Raw genomic sequence first — 23,934 nt, forward strand, 5'->3', positions numbered from 1 at the left:
GGTGTATAAGTAAATGAACCATCAGCATTCAGAACAACTGTACCATTAACTGGGGCGGTTACCAGCGAAGCTGTAAGTGTATTACCTTCTACATCTGTATCATTAGTCAGCACATTACCAGTTGCTGGTACATCCTCAGTCACTGTTACATCATCATCCACTGCTACCGGCGCATCGTTAACTGCTGTTATCGTGAACCTTACTACACCACTGTCGCACAGACTTGGCACCCCATTGTCACAGACCTGGTAAACAAGACTATCTGATCCATTGAAGTTTGCATTTGGTGTATAAGTGAAACTGCCATCAGCGTTCAAAACTACTGTACCATTTACTGGGGCGGTTACCAAACTGGCTGTCAGTGCATTGCCTTCAGGATCACTATCATTGCCCAATACATTACCAGTCGCTGCAACATCTTCTGTCACTGTAACATTATCATCTACAGCAACTGGTGCGTCGTTCACTGAGGTTACTGTGAACCTTACAACTCCACTATCACACAGACTTGGGGTGCCATTGTCACAGACCTGATAAACCAAACTATCCAAACCATTATAATTCGAATTTGGTGTATAAGTAAATGAACCATCAGCATTCAGAACAACTGTACCATTTATAGGAGCGATTACAAGTGACGCTGTAAGTGTATTACCCTCTATATCGGTATCATTAGTCAGTACATTACCGGTCGCTGGTACATCCTCAGTTACTGTTACATCATCATCCACTGCTATCGGAGCATCGTTAACGGCTGTTACATTGAACCTTACTACGCCACTGTCACACAGACTTGGGGTTCCATTATCACAGACCTGGTAAACAAGGCTATCTGCTCCATTAAAGTTTGCATTCGGAGTATAAGTGAAGCTGCCATCAGCATTCAGGGTCACCGTACCATTTACCGGAGCGGTTACAAGTGACGTTGTAAGCGTATTACCTTCTACATCTGTATCATTTGTCAGCACATTACCTGTAGCAGGTACATCCTCTGTTACTGTAACATCATCATCAACAGCTACTGGTGCATCGTTCACGGCTGTTACCGTGAACCTTACTACTCCAATGTCACACAGACTTGGGGTACCATTATCACAGATCTGGTAAACAAGACTATCTGATCCATTAAAGTTTGCATTCGGAGTATAAGTGAAGCTGCCATCAGCATTCAGAACAACTGTACCATTTACTGGAGCGGTTACCAGTGATGCTGTAAGCGTATTACCCTCTACATCTGTATCATTAGTCAGTACATTACCTGTTGCTGCCACATCCTCTGTTACTGTTACATCATCATCCATTGCTACCGGAGCATCGTTCACGGCTGTTACCGTGAATCTAACTACCCCGCTATCACACAGACTAGGAGTACCATTGTCACAGACCTGGTAAACAAGGCTATCTGCTCCATTGAAGTTCGCATTTGGTGTATATGTGAAGCTGCCATCCGCATTCAGAACAACTGTACCATTTACAGGAGCGGTTACCAGCGATGCCGTAAGTGTATTACCCTCTACATCTGTATCATTAGTCAGCACATTACCTGTTGCAGGTACATCCTCCACCACACTTACTGTATCATCAACAGCTTCCGGCGCATCGTTCACGGCTGTTACCATGAATCTAACTACCCCGCTGTCACACAGACTTGGGGTTCCATTATCACAGACCTGGTAAACAAGGCTATCTGCTCCATTGAAGTTTGCATTCGGAGTATATGTGAAGCTGCCATCAGCGTTCAGGATCACAGTACCATTTACCGGGGCGGTTACAAGTGATGCTGTAAGTGCATTACCCTCTACATCTGCGTCATTAGTCAGTACATTACCAGTTGCAGGTACATCCTCCACCACACTCACTGTATCATCCACTGCTAATGGAGCATCGTTCACGGCTGTTACCGTGAACCTTACTACGCCACTATCACAAAGGCTTGGGGTGCCATTATCACATACCTGGTAAACAAGACTATCCGATCCATTAAAGTTTGCATTTGGAGTATAAGTGAAACTGCCATCAGCATTCAGAACAACTGTACCATTTTCAGGAGCGGTTACCAGCGATGCCGTAAGTGTATTACCCTCTACATCTGTATCATTAGTCAGCACATTACCTGTTGCAGGTACATCCTCCACCACATTCACTGTATCATCAACAGCTTCCGGCGCATCGTTCACGGCTGTTACCGTGAATCTAACTACCCCGCTGTCACACAGACTTGGGGTTCCATTATCACAGACCTGGTAAACAAGGCTATCTGCTCCATTGAAGTTTGCATTCGGAGTATATGTGAAGCTGCCATCAGCGTTCAGGATCACAGTACCATTTACCGGGGCGGTTACAAGTGATGCTGTAAGTGCATTACCCTCTACATCTGTGTCATTAGTCAGTACATTACCAGTTGCAGGTACATCCTCCACCACACTCACTGTATCATCCACTGCTACCGGAGCATCGTTCACGGCTGTTACCGTGAACCTTACTACGCCACTATCACAAAGGCTTGGGGTTCCATTATCACATACCTGGTAAACAAGACTATCTGATCCATTGAAGTTTGCATTTGGAGTATAAGTGAAGCTGCCATCAGCATTCAGAACAACTGTACCATTTACAGGAGCGGTTACCAGCGATGCCGTAAGTGTATTACCCTCTACATCTGTATCATTAGTCAGCACATTACCTGTAGCTGGTACATCCTCCACCACACTCACTGTATCATCCACTGCTACCGGAGCATCATTTACTGCTGTTACCGTGAACCTGACTACGCCACTGTCACACAGAATTGGGGTACCATTGTCACATACCTGGTAAACAAGACTATCTGATCCATTGAAGTTTGCATTTGGTGTATAAGTGAAGCTGCCATCAGTGTTCAGAACAACACTACCATTTATCGGAGCGGTTACAAGTGACGCTGTAAGCGTATTACCCTCTACATCTGTATCATTAGTCAGTACATTACCAGTTGCTGCCACATCCTCCACCACACTCACTGTATCATCCACCGCCACCGGAGCATCATTTACTGCTGTTACAGTGAACCTTACTACGCCACTATCACACAGACTTGGACTACCATTGTCACAGACCTGGTAAACAAGGCTATCTGTTCCATTAAAGTTTGCATTTGGAGTATAAGTGAAGCTGCCATCAGCATTCAGGGTCGCCGTACCATTTACCGGAGCGGTTACAAGTGACGCTGTAAGCGTATTACCCTCTACATCTGTATCATTAGTCAGTACATTACCAGTTGCAGGTACATCCTCCACCACACTCACTGTATCATCCACTGCTACCGGTGCATCGTTAACGGCTGTTATCGTAAATCTGACTACCCCGCTATCACACAGACTTGGAGTACCATTATCGCATACCTGGTAAACAAGACTATCTGATCCATTGAAGTTCGCATTTGGAGTATAAGTGAAGCTGCCATCAGCATTCAGGGTCGCCGTACCATTTACCGGGGCGGTTACAAGTGACGCTGTAAGTGTATTACCCTCTACATCTGTATCATTAGTCAGCACATTACCAGTTGCAGGTACATCCTCCACCACACTCACTGTATCATCCACTGCTACCGGTGCATCGTTAACTGCTGTTACCGTGAACCTTACTACGCCACTGTCACAAAGACTTGGGGTACCATTATCACAGATCTGGTAAACAAGGCTATCTGCTCCATTGAAGTTTGCATTTGGAGTATAGGTGAAGCTGCCATCAGCATTCAGAACAACTGTACCATTTACTGGCGCGGTTACCAGTGATGCTGTAAGCGTATTACCCTCTACATCTGTATCATTTGTCAGCACATTTCCAGTCACCACTACATCCTCCACCACACTCACTGTATCATCCACTACTACCGGTGCATCGTTAACTGCTGTTACATTGAACCTTACTACCCCGCTGTCACACAGACTTGGACTACCATTGTCACAGACCTGGTAAACAAGACTATCCAAACCATTATAATCCAAATTAGGCGTATAAGTAAAGCTACCATCAGCATTCAGGGTCACCGTACCATTTACTGGGGCGGTTACCAGCGATGCCGTAAGCGTATTACCCTCTACATCCGTATCATTAGTCAGCACATTACCAGTTGCAGGTACATCCTCCACCACATTCACTGTATCATCCACTGCTACCGGAGCATCATTGACTGAGGTTACTGTAAATCTTACTACAGCGGTATCACAAAGACTTGGGGTACCATTATCACAGACCTGGTAAACAAGACTATCTGCCCCATTGAAGTTTGCATTTGGAGTATAAGTGAAGCTGCCATCAGCGTTCAGAACAACACTACCATTTATCGGAGCGGTTACAAGTGACGCTGTAAGCGTATTACCCTCTACATCTGTATCATTAGTCAGTACATTACCAGTTGCTGCCACATCCTCCACCACACTCACTGTATCATCAACCGCCACCGGAGCATCATTTACTGCTGTTACAGTGAACCTTACTACGCCACTGTCACAAAGACTTGGAGTACCATTATCGCATACCTGGTAAACAAGGCTATCTGATCCATTGAAGTTTGCATTTGGTGTATATGTGAAGCTGCCATCAGCATTCAGAACAACACTACCATTTACAGGAGCGGTTACAAGTGACGCTGTAAGCGTATTACCCTCTACATCTGTATCATTAGTCAGCACATTACCTGTAGCTGGTACATCCTCCACCACACTCACTGTATCATCAACAGCTTCCGGAGCATCGTTCACGGCTGTTACCGTGAATCTAACTACCCCGCTGTCACACAGACTTGGGGTTCCATTATCACAGACCTGGTAAACAAGGCTATCTGATCCATTAAAGTTTGCATTTGGTGTATAAGTGAAGCTGCCATCAGCATTCAGAACAACTGTACCATTAACTGGGGCGGTTACCAGCGAAGCAGTAAGCGTATTACCCTCTACATCTGTATCATTAGTCAATACATTACCAGTTGTTGGTACATCCTCAGTCACTGTTACATCATCATCCACTGCTACCGGAGCATCGTTAACCGCCGTTACCGTGAACCTTACCACCCCACTGTCGCACAGACTTGGGGTACCATTGTCACAGACCTGATAAACCAAACTATCCAAACCATTATAATTCGAATTAGGTGTATAAGTAAATGAACCATCAGCATTCAGAACAACTGTACCATTAACTGGGGCGGTTACCAGCGAAGCTGTAAGTGCATTACCCTCTACATCAGTGTCATTAGTCAGTACATTACCAGTTGCAGGTACATCCTCCACCACACTCACTGTATCATTCACTGCTACCGGAGCATCGTTCACGGCTGTTACCGTGAACCTTACTACCCCGCTGTCACACAGACTTGGACTACCATTATCGCATACCTGGTAAACAAGGCTATCTGCTCCATTGAAGTTTGCATTCGGAGTATATGTGAAGCTGCCATCAGCGTTCAGGATCACAGTACCATTTACCGGGGCGGTTACAAGTGATGCTGTAAGTGTATTACCCTCTACATCTGTGTCATTAGTCAGTACATTACCAGTTGCAGGTACATCCTCTGTTACTGTTACATCATCATCCACTGCTACTGGTGCATCGTTCACGGCTGTCACCGTGAACCTTACCACACCACTATCACACAGACTTGGAGTACCATTATCGCATACCTGGTAAACAAGACTATCTGATCCATTAAAGTTTGCATTTGGTGTATAAGTGAAGCTGCCATCAGCATTCAGAACAACTGTACCATTTACTGGGGCGGTTACCAGCGAAGCAGTAAGCGTATTACCCTCTACATCTGTGTCATTAGTCAGTACATTACCAGTTGCAGGTACATCCTCCACCACACTCACTGTATCATCCACTGCTACCGGAGCATCGTTAACCGCCGTTACCGTGAACCTTACCACCCCACTGTCGCACAGACTTGGGGTACCATTGTCACAGACCTGGTAAACAAGACTATCTGATCCATTGAAGTTTGCATTTGGAGTATAAGTGAAGCTGCCATCAGCATTCAGAACAACTGTACCATTTACCGGGGCGGTTACAAGTGATGCTGTAAGCGTATTACCCTCTACATCTGTATCATTAGTAAGCACATTACCAGTCGCTGGTACATCCTCTGTTACTGTTACATCATCATCAACAGCTACTGGTGCATCGTTAACTGCTGTTACATTGAACCTTACTACCCCGCTGTCACACAGACTTGGACTACCATTATCGCATACCTGGTAAACAAGACTATCTGATCCATTGAAGTTCGCATTTGGAGTATAAGTGAAGCTGCCATCAGCATTCAGGGTCACCGTACCATTTACTGGGGCGGTTACCAGCGAAGCTGTAAGTGTATTACCCTCTACATCTGTATCATTAGTAAGCACATTACCAGTTGCAGGTACATCCTCCATCACACTTACTGTATCATCAACAGCTTCCGGCGCATCGTTCACGGCTGTTACCGTGAACCTGACTACGCCACTGTCACAAAGACTTGGACTACCATTATCACAGACCTGGTAAACAAGACTATCTAATCCATTGACGTTTGCATTTGGAGTATAAGTGAAGCTGCCATCCGCATTCAGAACAATTGTACCATTAACTGGGGCGGTTACAAGTGATGCTGTAAGCGTATTACCCTCTACATCTGTATCATTAGTCAGCACATTACCAGTTGCTGGTACATCCTCAGTCACTGTTACATCATCATCAACAGCTACTGGTGCATCGTTAACTGCTGTCACCGTGAACCTTACCACACCACTATCACACAGACTTGGAGTACCATTATCGCATACCTGGTAAACAAGACTATCTGATCCATTAAAGTTTGCATTTGGTGTATAAGTGAAGCTGCCATCAGCATTCAGAACAACTGTACCATTAACTGGGGCGGTTACCAGCGAAGCAGTAAGCGTATTACCCTCTACATCTGTATCATTAGTCAATACATTACCAGTTGTTGGTACATCCTCAGTCACTGTTACATCATCATCCACTGCTACCGGAGCATCGTTAACCGCCGTTACCGTGAACCTTACCACCCCACTGTCGCACAGACTTGGGGTACCATTGTCACAGACCTGATAAACCAAACTATCCAAACCATTATAATTCGAATTAGGTGTATAAGTAAATGAACCATCAGCATTCAGAACAACTGTACCATTAACTGGGGCGGTTACCAGCGAAGCTGTAAGTGCATTACCCTCTACATCAGTGTCATTAGTCAGTACATTACCAGTTGCAGGTACATCCTCCACCACACTCACTGTATCATTCACTGCTACCGGAGCATCGTTCACGGCTGTTACCGTGAACCTTACTACCCCGCTATCACACAGACTAGGAGTACCATTGTCACAGACCTGGTAAACAAGACTATCTGATCCATTGAAGTTCGCATTTGGTGTATATGTGAAGCTGCCATCAGCATTCAAAACAACTGTACCATTTACCGGGGCGGTTACAAGTGATGCTGTAAGTGCATTACCCTCTACATCTGTATCATTTGTCAGCACATTACCAGTCGCTGCCACATCCTCTGTAACTGTTACATCATCATCCACCGCCACCGGCGCATCATTCACCGCCGTTACATTGAACCTTACCACCCCACTATCACACAGACTTGGACTACCATTATCACATACCTGGTAAACAAGACTATCCGCACCATTGAAGTTCGCATTCGGTGTATAAGTGAAGCTGCCATCCGCATTCAAAACAACACTTCCATTTACCGGCGCTGTTACCAACGACGCAGTAAGCCCATCCCCCTCCACATCAATATCATTAGCCAGCACATTACCAGTTGCCACTACATCCTCCACCACACTCACTGTATCATCCACTGCCTCCGGCGCATCATTCACCGCCGTTACATTGAACCTTACCGCCCCACTATCACACAGACTTGGACTACCATTATCACATACCTGGTAAACAAGACTATCCGCACCATTAAAGTTCGCATTCGGTGTATAAGTGAAGCTGCCATCCGCATTCAATACAACACTTCCATTTACCGGCGCTATTACCAACAACGCTGTAAGCGCATCCCCCTCCACATCAATATCATTAGCCAGCACATTACCAGTTGCCACCACATCCTCCACCACAATCACTGTATCCCCCACCGCCACCGGCGCATCATTCACCGCCGTTACCATGAACCTTACCACCCCACTATCACACAGACTTGGCACTCCATTATCACATACCTGATAAACCAAACTATCCAAACCATTATAATCCGCATTCGGCGTATACGTAAATGTCCCATCCGCATTCAATACAACACTTCCATTTACCGGCGCTGTTACCAACGACGCAGTAAGCGCATCCCCCTCTACATCTGTATCATTAGCCAGCACATTACCAGTTGCCACCACATCCTCCACCACACTCACCGTATCCCCCACCGCCACCGGCGCATCATTCACCGCCGTCACTATAAACGATATCAACGCCGTATCACATGCCCCCGACGGATCACAAACACTATAGCTCGCAGCATCCATTCCATTGAAATTCGCATTCGGCGTATACGTAAATGTCCCATCCCCATTAAATACCAAATTCCCATTTGATACCCCACTTATCAAAGTAGCCGTCAACGCATCCCCATCCGCATCACTGTCATTATCCAACACATTTCCCACCACCGAACTATCCTCCGGCAACGCATACGAATTATCCTGCGCCACCGGTACATCGTTCACCGATGTCACCGTGATCACCGCCACACCCGTCGCACACAACCCCGATGGATCACAAATCCTATACGTAAAACTATCCACCCCATTGAAATTAGGCACCGGCGTATACGCAAACGACTGATCACTATTGATCACCACCGTACCATGGACCGTACCCGACAACAAACTTACATTCAACTCATCTCCATCTACATCATAATCATTCACTGCTACCCCCGGAGCCGGCACACTCAATACAATATCCTCAGGGGTCGTATAACTATCATTCACCGCCACAGGTGCATCATTGCGTGGTTCAATGATCAACCTGATCAAACCTGTATCGCAGGCACCGTGGTTATCACACGCCTCATAATACACACTATCCGTACCATTGAAATCCTGATTCGGACGATACGTAAACGTACCATCCGGATTAACCGTATAAGACCCCTTCGTAGGCGCTGTGATCGGCCGCCCCGTCAACGAATCTCCATCCACATCATAATCATTGATCAACGCCACCGAAGCACCAAACGTAATCACCGTATCCTCCGCACGCACAAAAATATCATCCACCGCTACCGGCCTGTCATTCACTGAATTCACCGTAAACAAGACCTTTGCCGTATCACATAAACCCAGGAAATCACATACCTGGTAAACCGCACTATCCAAACCATTATAATTAGGATTCGGTGTATACGTCAAACTACCATCCACATTCACCGTCAGATTACCATTTACCGTACCCGTCACCAGCGCCGCCGTTATCGGATCCCCATCCACATTCAGATCATTCCGCAATACACCCGGTGCATTCACCGTCAACGCCGTATCCTCACTCAACACATAGCTATCCCACACGCCTACCGGCGCATCATTAACAGGTGTCACATTGATCGTCACCGTACCTACATTACACTGGGTCACTCCCAGCGAGGTGTCACAGACATTATAGGTAAACACATCCGTACCATTATAATCCGCATTCGGTGTATAGGTAAATGAACCATCCGCATTCAGTACTACCATACCATTCGCCGGCCCGCTCACCAATGAAACCACCAACGGATAAGCATCCGGATCCGAATCATTCCCCAACACACCCGGTGCCGCTATCGTCAACGGCACATCCTCCGTAGCCGTATATACATCATTGCCAGCCACCGGCGGATCTGCCACCGGCTGTACATTAATTAAGATCAACGCCGTATCACACGCCCCCTCCAGGTCACATGCACTATACACCACCGTATCTACCCCATTGAAATTAGTCACCGGCGTATACGTAAAACTACCATTCCTATTCAGCGTAAAGGTACCATGCAAGGGTCCTGTCACCATGTTCGCTGACAAGGTCACATCATCCACATCATTATCATTTCCCAACACTCCCGGTGCACTTACCGTCAATGTACCATCTTCCAACATGGCATAGGTATCCCCACCAGCCACCGGTGCATCGTTCCGCGGCTGTATATTCAGGATGATTAAGCCCGTGTCACAAAGAACTGGCGTACCATTATCACATACCTGGTACTGGATACTATCCAGGCCATTGTAATTTGGTGCCGGTGTATAAGTATAGGTGCCGTCCGGATTCGAGACATAACTGCCATGCTGTAAATTACCGATCGGGTGCCCCGTCAGCGCATCCCCATCCACATCATAATCATTAACCAGGATTACCGAAGGCGGGAAGGTGATCGTTGTATCTTCTGCTCTCGAAAAATAATCATTCACTGCTACCGGCGCATCATTCACAGGTGTTACCCTGATCCTTACTATCGAAGTATCACATGCCCCCCCTACATCACATGCCCTGTATATAAACGAATCCAACCCATTGAAGTCCTGGTTCGGCCTGTACGTAAAGGCACCATTTGAACTCAATGTCAGCCTGCCATTTGCAGGTGTGACCAGCGCTGCCACCAGCACATCTCCATCCACATCCGTATCATTGACCAGTACACCCGCCGTGACAGGCACATCCAGCACATTATCCTCTGCCACCTCATATGCATCCGGATTCGCCACCGGCGCATCATTCCGGGGTTCAATGTTCAGGATGATCAAACCGGTATCACATGCACCATGACCATCACATACCTGGTACTGGATACTATCCAGGCCATTGTAATCAGGTGCCGGTGTATAAGTGTAAGTACCATTCGGATTCGCAACGTAAGAACCATGTTGCAGGTTACCAAAAGGCTGCCCCGTCAGCGTATCACCATCCACATCATAATCATTTACCAGGATCACTGATGGCGGGAAAGTGATCGTTGTATCTTCTGCTCTGGAGAAATAATCATTCACTGCCACCGGCGCATCGTTTACCGGCGCAATATTCAGTGTTACCGTACCCGGTGTACATGCTCCGCTCAGGTCACATGCCTGGTAAGTAAACTGATCCGTACCATTGTAGTTCGCCGCTGGCGTATAGGTAAATGTACCGTCGCCATTCAGTCGCAATGTTCCATGTGCCGGAGCTGTCACTACTGAAGCCACCAGCCCCTCACCATCCGCATCCTGGTCATTGGCCAGCACGCTGGAACCATCTACTACTGTCAGTGTATTATCCTCCAGCAGGTTATAATTATCAGGCTCTGTTACAGGCGGGTCATTTACCGGGTTCACCGTAATAGTCACTATACCAGTATCACAGGCCCCGCTGTTATCACAAACACGATAGGTGAAACCATCAGTACCGTTGAAGTTGGCCGTCGGCGTATAGGTATATGTACCATCTGCATTCAATACCACTGTTCCACTGGCCGGAACGACCAACAGTGAAGCCGTCAGCGCATCATTTTCCGGATCTGTATCGTTCGTCAATACATTGCCCGTACCCACACTGTCTTCATCTATGGTGAGCACATCATTCACCGCATTTGGCGGATCATTTACAGGAGTCACCGTAATGGTCGCTGTTGATGTGTCACATGCCCCGTTCGCATCGCAGGTACTGTAGGTAAACTGATCCGTACCATTGTAATCCGGGTTCGGACGATAAGTGAAGCTGCCATTAGCCATTAATGTCAGGCTACCATTGGCAGGAGGTGTTACCACACTTGTATTTAGCTGATCCCAGGTATTATCCGGATCTGTATCATTTGCCAGTAAACCCGGCATAGGCACTGTGAGCAGGGAATCCTCAGGAGTTGTATATGTATCAGGATTCGCTACCGGCGGATCATTTACTTCACCAATATTGACAATTATATAGGCCGTGTCACAAGCCCCGGATGGATCACAAACTTTGTAGATCACGGAATCTACCCCGTTGTAGTTCGCTACCGGGTCATAAGTAAATGTACCATTCGGATTCAGGATAATCGTACCCTGGTTGGTATCCTGGTATACTATACTGTAAGTCAGCGGATCACCATCCACATCCACATCATTCGAAGACGCATCCCCACTTATTGTAATGTCCTCTCCTGTGTTGAGGATATCGTCTTTCGCTAATGGCGCATCATTCACTGATACCACCGTGATAAATGCCGTATCCGGCACACAAGCGCCATCACATACATTGTAAATAAAGTAATCATTCCCGTTATAGTTCGCATTCGGCACATAGGAGAAGGCTCCATCCGGCAGCAGGGTCAGTGTACCATTGGCTGGATTCTGCACCACTCTTACTGTCAGACTATCCCCATCCGGATCTGTGTCGTTCGCCAATACACCCGGTGCGGCTATATTCAGGGTGACATCCTCATTGGTAGAATAATTGTCCACCGCAGGGATGGGTGAATCATTGACAGGTGTTACGGTAATCCGCGCTGTCGCTGTATCACAGGCACCATTATTATCACAGACCCGGTAGGTAAAGGTATCGAGTCCATTATAATTTGCTGCCGGCGTATAGGTAAATCCGCCATTCGCATTCACCGTTACCGTACCATTCGCAGGTTGTGCTACCACCCCTGTGATCGTAATCGGGTCACCATCCACATCCGTATCATTGAAAAGCAAGCCAGGAGCGGCTATGGTCAAAGGCACATCTTCGGAGGTAGAATAGGCATCATCCCCTGCATCCGGTGCATCATTCTCCGCTGTTATAGCCAGGGTCACTGTTCCATTGGCGCATGCAGCCGGCGTATTATTATCACAGACGATATAAATAAAGGAATCCACACCATTATAATTTGGTGCCGGGGTATAAGTAAACTGACCATTTGCATTAAAAGTCACTGTACCATGCACCGGCTGCCGGGCAATACCCGTTACCTGCAGCTGATCGCCATCAGGATCTGTATCATTGGTGAGCACGCCAGGTGCTGTGACTGTCAATGGCTGGTCTTCGGACAACTGGTAACTATCCCCTCCGGCTACAGGCGGATCATTCACCGGTGTCACAGTAATAGTCACCGTCGCGGTATCACACAATCCGGATGGATCGCATGCACTATAACTAAAACTAATAGTGCCATTGTAGTCCGGCGCCGGTGTATAAGAGAATGATCCATTTGCATTCAATGAAAGGGTGCCACTGGCCGGACCAGTTACCAGCGATGCAGTGAGTGCATCATTCTCAGGATCGGTGTCATTGAAGAGCACACCAGTGGCCGGTACACTCAATGTATTGTCCTCTGCTATAGTATATACATCATCTACCGCATCCGGCGCATCATCCACAGCTGTAATTGTAATATTCACAACTCCTGTATCACACACACCACTACCATCACATACACGATAGGTAAAACTATCCACACCATTGTAGTTCAGACCGGGCGTATAGCTAAATCCACCATTACTGTTCAAGGTCAGGGTACCATGCAGAGGTTGTTTCACCACGCTTGCAGACAATCCATCGCCATCCACATCTGTATCATTCCCCAATACTCCCGCTGCTGCAACCGTCAGTTGTGTATCTTCAGCCGTAGTATAAGCATCATCACCCGCTACAGGTGCATCATTCGCCGCTGCCACGTTCAGGTACACCACACCTGTATCACAAGCTCCGGATGGATCACATACCCTGTAACTAAAGCTGTCCACACCATTGAAATTCGGATTCGGTGTATAAGTAAAGCTACCATTTGCATTCATAGCCACAGTACCATGTGCTGCATTGGCGATCAGCGTAGCTGAAAGCGGATCACCATCGGGATCTGTATCATTGATCAATACACCCGGTGCAGCCACGGTGAGCGGTACATCCTCAGTAGCATTGTAGCTGACAGCACCTGATATCGGTGCATCATTTACCGGCGTAATGGTGATTGTCACCAGGCCGGTATCTGAGCCACCTTTGCCGTCAGAAACGATGTAGGTATAGGTATCCGTGCCATTGTAATTAAACGCTGGTGTATAAGAGAAGGAACCATTTGCATTGAGAGTGGCGGTACCATGTATAGGACCCGCCAGCAGGGATACTGTCAGGTTGTCCCCATCTACATCTGTATCATTACCCAATACACCAGGAACAGTAATATTCAGCTGCGTATCTTCGGCAGTCGTATAGGTATCGTCTCCTGCTACCGGTACATCATTTACCGCCGTTACGCTGATGGTAGCCGTAGCAGTATCACATGCTACCGGCGTACCATTGTCACATACTGTGAATGTAAACTGGTCGCTGCCATTGTAATTGGCAGCAGGGGTATATGTGAAGCCACCATTCGGATTCACGGTGATGGTGCCATGAGCCGGTTGTGTAAGCAGTGTCGCTGTGAGCGTACCACCTTCTACATCAGCAGATGCCGCCAGCAGCCCCGGAGGGTTGATAGAGAGCGTCACATCCTCGGTTGCTGTAAAGGTGACATCACCAGCCACAGGCGCATCATTGACTGGGGTAATATTCAATGTCACAGTACCTGTAGCACAAGCTCCTGATGGATCACAGGCACGGTAAGTGAATGCATCCGTACCATTATAATTTGCATTTGGTGTATAGGTAAACCCGCCATCGTTGCGCAATACAAGGGTACCATTGCTGACATTGGAAACCAGTGAGGTTGTCAGCGCATCGCCATCTACATCCGTATCGTTATTCATTACTCCCGGACCAGCAATATTCAGCGTATTATCTTCATTCAGGGTATAAGAATCGTTCACTACTGCCGGTGTATCATTTACCGGTCTGATCGTAATGGTTACTTCACCTGTATCACAGAGAGAAGGTGTACCATTATCACACACGCGGTAACTGAATTTATCTATCCCATTATAATCAGGTGCAGGTATATAGGAGAAGCTTCCATTGGCGTTCAGGGTCAGTGTACCATGAGTGGTAGTAGAAATAACTGTAGTCGTCAGCACATCGCCATCCACATCCGTATCATTAAAGAGTACGCCGGGTGCTGCTATTGTGAGGTTCACATCTTCGTTTGTACTATATGAATCGTCTACTGCAAGCGGTGCATCATTTACATTCACTACCCTGATAAATACAGTAGCGGTATCACAGGCCGAACTTGCATCACAGGCACGGTATACAAAGGATACCACACCATTAAAGTCTTTCACAGGTGTATACCTGAATGAGCCATCGGCATTGAGCGCCAGTGTACCGCTGGCTGGCTGGGTCACCACAGTCGCTGTCAGCTGATCATTATCCGGATCAGTGTCATTAGTCAACACGCCGCCTGCTGCTACATTCAGTACAACATCTTCATTAGAGGTATAGTAATCAATAATCGCATCAGGTGCACGATTCACACTTCCTACTACAAAAGTCACCTGGGCAGTATCACAGGCACCTGAACCGTCGCAGGCGCGATAAGTAAAGGTCGCATTGCCGGTATAGTTTGCAGGAGGAGTGTAGGTCAGGGAACCATTACTATTCAGTACCAGTGTACCCAAGGTTACAGGTGTTACAATAGAGGCTGACAACTGGTCGCCATCCACATCCACGTCATTTGCCAGGATACCCGGTGCCGCTAAGGTAAATGCCAGGTTCCTGGGGATGTTGATTACATCCGCAGTGGCCATCGGCTTATCATTCACCGGTGTAATGGTAATAGAAACCGTCGCTGTGTTGGACACCGTATTGAGGTTATCCCTCACGGTATAACTAAATACATCGCTACCATTGTAGTTGGCATTCGGCGTATAGGTCACCACGCCATTTGCAGCTACAGACACGCTACCATTTGCCGGCTGGTTCACGATGCTTACACTGCTGGCCACCACCGTACCATCCACATCCGTATCATTACTTATAACATTAATATTCACAGCCACATCTTCAGGAGTAGTAGCATTATCATTATTGGCCACCGGCGCTGTATTCACTATAACCAGCACATCATCATTCGTGCTGGCACAGGGAGGATTTGAAATCGTCCACCTGAAAGTATAGGTACCTGGTACCAAACCTGTAACACTTGTATTATTTGCTGCAGGGTTAACAATATTAGCCGTATTCGGACCAGATACCTGTGTCCAGGTGCCTGTTCCGTTTACAGGTGCATTGCCGGCAAGTGTCGCGCTGGTACCATTGAATGGCCCCTGATCCGGTCCCGCATTTGCCACTGTGGTGGCACCTGTTACCGTAATCTGAATCACATTGCTCAGGCTTGATGCACAGTTGTCTGAAGTCACCGTCCGGCGGAACTGGGTAGTTTGGGTCAAGATGCCCGGGGTATAATTCTGGCCATTGCTGGTACCTGGTGCTGTTGTAAAGGCACCGCCGCCCACGCTTATTTCCCACAGGTAGGTGTAGGTACCATTACCTCCCGCCGGCGTACTACCTGTCAGTGCTGCCGGCGTACTACCACTACAGATAGTCTGTGCAGCAGCGATAGTATTATTAGAAACAGCCGGATTGATGGTAACCGTCAGCACATTACTGAAGACATCGGCACAGTTGCCCGAACGGGTGATCCTGCGGAAGTAAGTAGTGGTAGAAAGTGCAGGAGCATCGTAGGTAGCTGCGGTTGCACCGGAGATATCTGTAAAAGTAGTATTGTTCGTACTACTCTGCCACTGATACGTATAGGTACCACTGCCACCTGTAGGGGCCGTAGTCTGGGTAAAGACAGCCGGATCACCACTTACGCAGAAGGTCTGTGAAGCGCTGACAGCACCTGGTGTCAGGGTTGGATTCACCGTAATCGTCAGTACATTACTGATCGCATCCGTACATACACCTGAACGGGTGATTCTCCGGAAGTAAGTAGTGGTTGTCAGCAAAGGCGCATCGTATGTTGCCGCAGTGGCACCTGATATATCCGTGAACGTAGTATTGTTTGTACTACTCTGCCACTGATATGTATAGCTGCCACTACCACCTGTCGGTGCGGAAGTTTGCGTAAAGGCCACCGGGTCACCGGATACGCAGAAGTCCTGGCTGGCGGCTATCACTCCTGCTGTGAGTGTAGGCTGTATGGTAATTGTCACCACATTGCTGGTACTCGCATTCGAACAGGCACCTGATGTAACCAGGCGACGATAATACGTAGTACTGGTAGCAGCAGGCGGATCGTAAGTTTGGGCAGTTGCACCAGAGATATTAGTAAAGGTGCTGTTGTCCGTACTACTTTGCCACTGGTAACTAAATGCACCACTCCCACCTGCCGGCGCTGTACCGGATATAACTGCTGCATCGCCCGATGAACAGAAGGTGGTGGTGGCCGGCGCAGTGATGGTATTATTCGTAATAGCCGGCTGAATAGTGATGGTCACCACATTACTGTAACCCGGTGTTGTACATGCACCTGATACCACAGACCTTCTGTAATAGGTAGTAGTTGTGATCAGGGGTGGATCATAACTGGCAGACGTAGCCCCTGATATATCCGTAAACGTAGTATTGTCGGTAGACTGCTGCCACTGGTAGGTATACGTACCACTGCCACCTGTAGGTGTCGAGCCTGTGATCACGCCCGCATCACCGGATCCACAGAAGGTAGTGGTAGCAGGAGCTGTCACCGTATTGCCTGCCAGGGCTGCCTGCACGGTAATCGTCACTGTACTGGTGCTGGAGGTACAGGTACCATTCGAAATCGTCCAGCGGAATACATAGGCACCGGTGGTTAAACTACTTACCGTTGTAGTCGGGGAACTGGGATTCGTAATCAGCGCTGTATTAGGTCCACTTACCTGGGTCCAGGTGCCTGTACCCACTGTAGGGGTATTACCTGCCAGTGTGGTAGAGGTGGCAGCACAAAGCGTTTGCGCAGGCCCTGCGTTCGAGGTAGTAGGTGTCTGTGAAATCGTAGTCGCATCCGTCTTAATATTATTACATCCTACGCCTGAGGGTGCCGCATCGCACTCTACCTGTGGATCTGTCGGGGGCGCAGCATCCGGGTTCGTGGCATCCGGATCCGTTACATCCGCAGGGCGCATAATAGACGAGGTAACATTCAGACTACCACCAGTTGGATAAGATGCGATGGTACCTGTCACGGTAAAGGTCACCACTGCTGCATTGGGCATAGCCAGGGTAGCATTGTATTGCTGGCCGGATACTGCCCCTCCTGTAATGACAGAAGCACCTGAAGTAAGTGCAGGTGTCACGGTGACATTCGTTAATTCAGCGGGGAAGCTAAATCTATAACTGGCACCCGTTACCGCATTGGGCCCATTATTGCGCACCGCAGTGGTATAAGTGATCGTCTGGCCTACACAGGGTGCAGTACTTGATTTGGTGATACCCGTCGTTTCCAGGTCTGCCTCCCGGAACGTAATGGCGAGAAGTGTAGGCACGGGGGTACTTTGCAGGTATGCCCAGGTATCAATCCCGTTTTCATTACCGAAGTCAGTACCACTATAGGCCGTAGATCCAAATTTATGACCATTCGTTGCACTCGAAATCCCATCAGACGTTGTCTTGATGGGATTCGAAGGCGTACCGTTCACTGTTATCTGGGAATCGTCCCAGTAGACTATATTATTGGGAGAACCAGATCCGTTGACGCGCGTGATGATAATACCATTTGGGTTGTTCTCCACGTCTATAAAAGGGAAATGGACTTCCCCTGCCAGGAGCGTGACCCGCATGGGATAGGTAGAAGTACCCGCCGGGATCTTTACTCCTTTTCCATTCGCTCCATCCCAGTACACATCATTCGTTCCCACTACAGCAGAGCCGGTTAATCTTCTGTCTACCGAATCAGTATACACGCCGTTATTGTTACAGTCTATATCCAGGTTAAAATTACTTGCATAGGTACCGGTAAATGTGATATAACCACCAGCGGGATAATCACCCGCCACACCTGCTGTACCTTCTACCCCTCTGAATGAGAGTACACTCGCAGTAATGACAGGTGGTGTAGTGAGCAACCAGGTGGAACCGCTAACGGACGATGCACTGGAAGGTAAATCAGCCGAAGGCGTATTGAAAAAGATTTTGTGGGTAATATCAGTGGGTGAATCAGCCGTTCTGGGATCATGCATATTAAGCGCTGTCAGGTCGTCTACACTTTTGTAGGTAGGATCGCCGGCGCTGGTACGAAAACCTTTATTATTCGCAATAAAAGAAAAACCAAAGCCAGCCTGACCATTATTATTTACTGTATAAACATATCCATCATTCGTCAGTACATAAAATATTGCATTGAAGGTAGCATTGGCAGCACCCAGGTTTGCCGTAAAGATATTCGTATACATACGGCCGGGTATAAACGCTGTATTTGCTGAGTTTCTCACACTCACATCAAATGCAGCTATATAAGAGGTAGTCGTAGGTTGTGTCCACGCAGCCGTACTTGAAATAGCCGTTGGGTTGTTAATATTTGTAGCATTCGGTGGTACGAAGTCGATCTCCCAGATGCCCGCCTGGCCTGCTCCTACGGTCACGATATAGGGTGTATATCCGCCATCCGCGCCATTATTGAGAGTTGGCCCTGCTACTTCCTGCGAACGGCTGGCAATCTTACCCACCGTCGTACTTGTGCCAGACGTATATGTTACGCCGTTAGGAGCCCGCAGGTTGATCCTGCCATTGCCGATACCCTGTGCACTCGAACCCACGAAGATCCTCTCCCCTACATTCACAAACACCTTCATGGTACCCGTGGTAGGAAATAAGTTTGTAGAAGAAACTGCTGAGGCAGAGTTCAGGTAAGCACGGTTACCACCGCTCTGATTCAATTCCTTACTACCTTCCGCAGTTGCTATCAGGGAATAGACAAGCAATGCTGGTGTGAGCAGACAACAAGTGATCAGCTTCTTCAGGAAGCTGGAAGCGTAAAATTCCTTCATGCAATAGAAGTAGATATAGAATAATCGATGTTCCGTAAGGGCAATAAATAGCCTATTCCCGCTCGCAGGTACGAACGACGCAGTTTTTCGAAGGGGAATAAATATTGCTTTATGCCAACTTTAAACGATGGGTAGGTTATGATAGGAATGTTAAACTTAGGATACGTGTTACATAGCTCGCAAAAGATTAATTTTTTCGGTTTTGGTTATTCTGTTTTATGAGGAAATGTTACAACCATCATTTCATCAAGATAGTATGAATATTACATCTGTGGATAACAAAAGGTTCAAAAAAAATAATTATTAACATCCGGCACCAGCGGGCACTACCATGCATAAACGCACGTCTCTACAGAATTTCTACAGTTTTCCACATTACATTCGCAGGTAGCCGAAATACCATTGTATGAAAGTATTGATTATTGAGGATGAGAAAAATCTTTCAGATAGCATCTGCCAATACCTGGCTGATGAGAACTTCCTATGTGAGGTAGCAGATACATTCGATACCGCTATGGAAAAAATATCCCTGTATGATTATATGTGCATCATCCTGGACATAAACCTGCCCGGTGGTAGCGGACTCGAGTTATTAAAGGAGTTAAAAAGAAATAATAAGAATGACGGGGTCTTAATCATCTCTGCCCGGAATTCCCTGGACGATAAAGTATATGGTCTTAAGGCGGGCGCAGACGACTATCTCTCCAAGCCTTTTTACCTGCCGGAATTATCTGCCCGTGTAGCGGCGATCATCAGGCGCAAGTCTTTCAACGGGAACAATGTGATCATTTTCGAAGAATTACAGCTCAACCTGGGCGATAAGACAGCGATTGTCAATGACCGCGTCATCGATCTTACAAGAAAAGAATACGATCTCCTGCTATATTTCATCAGCAACAAGAATAAGGTAATCAGCAAGAGTGCCATTGCAGAACATATCTGTGGAGATGAAATGGACCTTTCAGGCAGTTATGATTTCCTGTATAGTCACATCAAGAACCTGCGCAAAAAACTAGTACAGTCAGGCTGTCCCGATTACATTAAGTCCGTATATGGTATGGGCTACAAATTATCCCTGTCATGAAATTACTGACCCGGTATAACCGAATCAACCTGCTTTCTACTATTGCGATCTTTATACTCTCCGGTGTTGCATTTTTCTTTGCTCTCCACCTGACTTTATTGAAACAGATGGATGAGGATCTCAGGATTGAACAAAGGGAGATTACAAATTATGTAGCCCTGCATGGCACCCTCTTCACCCCCGTTGAAGTCAAAGACCAGGAAACCATCATAGAAAAAACAACTACACCTTATTCCAAAGAGAAATTTAAAACGGTCAAAGTCAACCATGACGACGATTACCGGCAGTTAGAGTTCTCCATCCGGGCCGGCGGTGAATGGTATCATGTAAAGGTCCGCAAGTCGCTCGAAGCTACGGAGCATATTACCAGGACTGTATTCGGTATTACCTTTTGTATGATCTTATTAATGCTGCTACTGACACTCGTCATTAACAGTACCATCCTTAAAAAGCTCTGGCAGCCATTCTACACCTCCCTGGATCGTTTACAACATTTCAAAGTAAATAACCGGGAATCGCTCAGTCTTCCCACCAGTACTATCGATGAATTTACTTTCATGAACAGCATCCTGGAACGTACTACCGCTAAAGCTATCCAGGATTATGAAAGGTTGAAAGAGTTTACCGAAAATGCGTCCCATGAATTACAGACACCGCTGGCCATCATCAGGTCCAAACTGGAAATGATGATGCAGGGTGAGAACCTGACGGAGTACCAGTTCGACTCCCTGCAAAGCGCATCAGAAGCCCTGGACCGCCTGGCGCGGATGAATCAGTCCCTGCTACTCCTGACAAAGATAGAGAACGAACAATTTGCTTATAAATCTACTATAGACCTGACACAAATCGTACAGCAAAAGGCTACACAGTTCAATGAGATCTGGCAGGACAAATCCCTGAGGATCTCGCTGGACGTACAGGCCGTACAGTTACATACCAATAAAGAGCTGATAGAACTGTTGCTCAACAACCTGTTCAGCAATGCAACACGCCATAACTATGAGAACGGGATCATTCATATTACCTTGATGCAGGATAAATTGTGTATTTCTAATACAGGTCATCCAGCAGCACTGAACCGGAAGCACCTGTTTCAACGATTTTATAATCCGTCTAACAGCAGTACAAGTAACGGTTTGGGGCTGGCGGTTATTCAACAGATCTGCACGGCATCGGGCTTTCTGGCGGAGTATGATTTTAAGGATGGCTTACATATATTTACCATTACGCTTACAGATCACTGATTTATGTAGGGAGCAGATCGCGCTTATCTGATTTATGCAAGAAACGGATCACGGTTATCTGATTTATGTAGGAAACAGATCACCCCCATTTGATTTATGTAGGAAACAGAAAACCCCCATTTGAATTATATAGATAACAAATTAAACCTTAACTTATTTATATAGCCAGACATTCCCTATTACCTGATTAAAACAATTGTACCCGCCATGATCAGCACCGCACCGGCAATAGTTTTGTAATCAAGGCTTTCTTTGAGAAAGATAGCTGAGAGCGCTATCGCAATCGCGACACTTAATTTATCAATAGGCGCAACTTTAGATACCGGGCCGGTAGAAAGTGCTTTAAAATAAAAGATCCAGGATAGCCCGGTAGCCATACCACTCAAGGTTAAAAATAAGAGGTGCTTCTTTGTCAATGCCTGCAAATCTTTTGTCTCTCCCCCTGCAAACACAATCCCCCATGCAATGACGAGGATCACCAGCGTCCGGATAGCCGTAGCTATGTTACTGCTGATACCTTGTAACCCAAACTTGGCAAGTACAGCCGTCAGGCCGGCAAAGAGCGCTGACAGCAAAGCATAAGATCTCCACATAATAATCGAAATTTCAATAATCCGGAATAGCAGTATGCGTGATCAGATGATACACACCTATACTGCAAACGATGGCAAGAACGATCAGCACAAATATAAGATAACGAATACGGGTACTATTCATAAAATAAAAGTATAGGTCAATTCTGGAGAAAATCTGATATTTGCGACCAACACCATCCCCCTGAAAAAGAAAACCCTCAATTAAAGCTAATGATGCAACAGTCAATGTCCCCACGATTCAAGGTAGGCGTAATTGAAGAAGACACTCATTACCGCCACGAATTAGTCCTGAACATTTCACAACACACAGACCTTTCCGTATGTTTACACACCGCAACAACAGCAGCTGCACAAACTTTTATGCAGCAACAACCACACCTCCTGTTATTAGGGATCCCCCCGGGCACGCAACAACGCATGGAAGATATCCATATATTAAAATCTATGCAGCCCACGATGCTGCTGGTGGTAATGACACCTGACGAAGATCCGCAGGTGATACAGCAGGCTTTCGAAAAAGGCGCAGATGGCTATCTCCTGAAGACAGACCTGTTCCACAACATCACCCGCAAGCTCGTGCACATGCTGGAATACGATCAGCCAGTGGTGAGTCAGCAGCTGTTCAGGTATATGCTCTACCGCAACAAACCTGAGAAATCACTTCAACAAACCAGGTTGACAAAAAAAGAAAAGGAGATCACAGATCTTGTACTGGAAGGACTGCCGTATAAAGCTATCGCGGCAAATTTGAATTTAAGCCTCAACACCATCCAGTACCACATGAAAAACATATTCTTTAAACTGGGTATTAAAACCAAATCAGAACTCTTTAAAATGTTTTACCAATAACTTTTTATAGAGAAGCGGGATTGTCTCACAAAAGAAAGCACCTGGTAAAAAGAGGCAGCAAATAATCTTAAATTAAAATTTACCGGCCACAGGCTATTGCGAACCCAATTGAAAGTAATGGCAATACCCCACCCAAAAAGGTGGGGTTTTTGTTTTTAAGAAATTATCTCTACATTGTAGAAGTGTCAATTATACATCTATTATTCCATGTGATAACGCACAATAGAAAAACTATGCCCAGACTCGCCATCGGGCAGATGGAGGATATTCAACTGTAACCAATTCATCAATTA

At 46.8% G+C, this 23,934-nt stretch carries 5 protein-coding genes; 3 read left to right on the forward strand and 2 right to left on the reverse strand.

Annotated elements, in window-relative coordinates:
- Positions 1-19,868, reverse strand: a 19,868-nt coding sequence (locus tag DXN04_RS28645; RefSeq protein WP_116856857.1) for an Ig-like domain-containing protein, incomplete at its 3' end; no start/stop codon positions are given.
- A gap of 406 nt (positions 19,869-20,274) precedes the next feature.
- Between DXN04_RS28645 and DXN04_RS28650 the strand changes: the two genes are divergently transcribed.
- Positions 20,275-20,952: a response regulator transcription factor gene (locus DXN04_RS28650; protein WP_116856858.1), complete on the forward strand. Its 678-nt coding sequence runs from the start codon at positions 20,275-20,277 to the stop codon at positions 20,950-20,952.
- Positions 20,949-22,196 carry a sensor histidine kinase gene (locus DXN04_RS28655; RefSeq protein ID WP_116856859.1) on the forward strand — a complete coding sequence of 416 codons (1,248 nt, stop codon included), beginning with the start codon at positions 20,949-20,951 and terminating at the stop codon, positions 22,194-22,196. The genes DXN04_RS28650 and DXN04_RS28655 overlap by 4 nt, the downstream gene beginning before the upstream one ends.
- A gap of 179 nt (positions 22,197-22,375) precedes the next feature.
- Here DXN04_RS28655 and DXN04_RS28660 read toward each other — a convergent pair whose 3' ends face one another.
- Positions 22,376-22,789 carry an EamA family transporter gene (locus DXN04_RS28660; RefSeq protein ID WP_116856860.1) on the reverse strand — a complete coding sequence of 138 codons (414 nt, stop codon included), beginning with the start codon at positions 22,787-22,789 and terminating at the stop codon, positions 22,376-22,378.
- 213 nt (positions 22,790-23,002) lie between these two features.
- Here DXN04_RS28660 and DXN04_RS28665 point away from each other — a divergent pair, with 213 nt between their 5' ends.
- Positions 23,003-23,641 (forward strand): response regulator transcription factor, encoded by a 639-nt coding sequence (locus DXN04_RS28665; protein ID WP_116856861.1) that lies wholly within the window; start codon positions 23,003-23,005, stop codon positions 23,639-23,641.
- Positions 23,642-23,934 lie beyond the last annotated feature (293 nt).

Origin of the sequence: Chitinophaga silvisoli, assembly GCF_003412465.1 — a bacterium.
GTDB lineage: Bacteria > Bacteroidota > Bacteroidia > Chitinophagales > Chitinophagaceae > Chitinophaga > Chitinophaga silvisoli.